At 48.7% G+C, this 2500-nt stretch carries 2 tRNA genes and 2 rRNA genes (1 of these 4 cut by a window edge); all 4 read left to right on the forward strand.

Features of this window, described 5'->3' with window-relative positions:
* Positions 1-30: 30 nt before the first annotated feature.
* Positions 31-1557, forward strand: a 16S ribosomal RNA gene (locus ACJJVT_RS00010).
* Positions 1558-1736: 179 nt separating this feature from the next.
* Positions 1737-1810 (forward strand) — tRNA-Ile (locus ACJJVT_RS00015).
* Positions 1811-1921: 111 nt separating this feature from the next.
* Positions 1922-1998 (forward strand) — tRNA-Ala (locus ACJJVT_RS00020).
* A 211-nt stretch (positions 1999-2209) separates the two neighbouring features.
* Positions 2210-2500 (forward strand): 23S ribosomal RNA (locus ACJJVT_RS00025); it runs 2541 nt beyond the window's last position.
* Together the 16S and 23S rRNA genes with 2 tRNA genes alongside form the textbook arrangement of a ribosomal RNA operon.

Here is a 2500-nt window from a genome sequence, read left to right on the forward strand (position 1 = left end):
GACTTCGTTGGGACGAATATTTACAAAACAACGATGAAGAGTTTGATCCTGGCTCAGGATGAACGCTAGCGGCAGGCCTAACACATGCAAGTCGAGGGGTAACATTTGTGCTTGCACAAGATGACGACCGGCGCACGGGTGCGCACCGCGTATGGAACCTACCTTGTACAGGGGAATAGCCCAGGGAAACTTGGATTAATGCCCCGTAGTACCATGACCCGGCATCGGGATTTGGTTAAAGCCTTCGGGCGGTATAAGATGGCCATGCGTCCCATTAGTTTGTTGGTAAGGTAACGGCTTACCAAGACTACGATGGGTAGGGGCCCTGAGAGGGGGATCCCCCACACTGGTACTGAGACACGGACCAGACTCCTACGGGAGGCAGCAGTGAGGAATATTGGACAATGGAGGAGACTCTGATCCAGCCATGCCGCGTGCAGGAAGAATGCCCTATGGGTAGTAAACTGCTTTTATACAGGAAGAAAAAGAGCTACGTGTAGCTTACTGACGGTACTGTAAGAATAAGGACCGGCTAACTCCGTGCCAGCAGCCGCGGTAATACGGAGGGTCCGAGCGTTATCCGGAATTATTGGGTTTAAAGGGTCCGTAGGCGGGCCGATAAGTCAGGGGTGAAAGTTTGCAGCTCAACTGTAAAATTGCCTTTGATACTGTTGGTCTTGAGTTATAGTGAAGTTGCCGGAATATGTAGTGTAGCGGTGAAATGCATAGATATTACATAGAACACCGATTGCGAAGGCAGGTGACTAACTATATACTGACGCTGATGGACGAAAGCGTGGGGAGCGAACAGGATTAGATACCCTGGTAGTCCACGCCGTAAACGATGGATACTAGCTGTCCGGAACCTTGAGTTCTGGGCGGCCAAGCGAAAGTGATAAGTATCCCACCTGGGGAGTACGTTCGCAAGAATGAAACTCAAAGGAATTGACGGGGGCCCGCACAAGCGGTGGAGCATGTGGTTTAATTCGATGATACGCGAGGAACCTTACCAGGGCTTAAATGCATATTGACAGGTCTAGAGATAGATTTTCCTTCGGGCAATTTGCAAGGTGCTGCATGGTTGTCGTCAGCTCGTGCCGTGAGGTGTCAGGTTAAGTCCTATAACGAGCGCAACCCCTACCGTTAGTTGCCAGCATGTCATGATGGGGACTCTAACGGGACTGCCGGTGCAAACCGTGAGGAAGGTGGGGATGACGTCAAATCATCACGGCCCTTACGTCCTGGGCCACACACGTGCTACAATGGCAGGTACAGAGAGCAGCCATGTCGCAAGGCAGAGCGAATCTATAAAACCTGTCACAGTTCGGATCGGGGTCTGCAACTCGACCCCGTGAAGCTGGAATCGCTAGTAATCGGATATCAGCCATGATCCGGTGAATACGTTCCCGGGCCTTGTACACACCGCCCGTCAAGCCATGGAAGCCGGGAGTGCCTGAAGTCCGTCACCGTAAGGAGCGGCCTAGGGCAAGATCGGTAACTAGGGCTAAGTCGTAACAAGGTAGCCGTACCGGAAGGTGCGGCTGGAACACCTCCTTTCTAGAGATTGTCCTTTAAGGACAGTCCCTGACGAAGTAAAGAATGGAACTACGGTCCCGGTCTTTTGATTTAATAATAGTTTCTTTAGTAATTGTTCAAGTGATACATCTCCATAATTATGATATATAAGTAATTGCTTTTTTTGCGAGGTATTTATACCGAGAGGAAAGAGTAGGGACAGTCCCATAGCTCAGCTGGTTAGAGCGCTACACTGATAATGTAGAGGTCGGCAGTTCGAGTCTGCCTGGGACTACAAAGAGGAAGATCGTTTTTGATTAAGCGGTACGTTCATTAAGTATTGAAGGAAATTTTAGAAGTTGTGCTACCTGTCAACTGTAAAGTGGCAACTGCCAACTTATAGAATGGGGGATTAGCTCAGCTGGCTAGAGCGCCTGCCTTGCACGCAGGAGGTCATCGGTTCGACTCCGATATTCTCCACCAGGCAATGCCTGAGGATATGAAATAAGATCTTCAAGTATTGTATGTGAATTATCGATAGGATTTAATTGCCTGTCGTGGCTCACGACAACGTTCATTGACATATTGGAACAGGAGGTAAGACATTTTTAATGTTTTACCGACTAAAAAAGAAAGAAACACGAATCTTTATTAAGTAAAGAGTACGAATAAGATAGAATAGATTAAAGATCTGGCGACAAGCTGGAAAAGGGCGTATGGGGAATGCCTAGGCTCTCAGAGGCGATGAAGGACGTGATAAGCTGCGAAAAGCTACGGGGATCGGCACACACGATATGATCCGTAGATATCCGAATGGGGCAACCCAGCATATTGAAGATATGTTATCTCGTAAGAGAAGTAAACCCGGGGAACTGAAACATCTAAGTACCCGGAGGAGGAGAAAACAAAAGTGATTCCGATAGTAGCGGCGAGCGAAATTGGATTAGTCCAAACCGTACATGTTCCGGCATGTGCGGGGTTGTAG

Source organism: Maribacter sp. Asnod2-G09 (assembly GCF_045063795.1).
Classification (GTDB): Bacteria; Bacteroidota; Bacteroidia; order Flavobacteriales; family Flavobacteriaceae; genus Maribacter.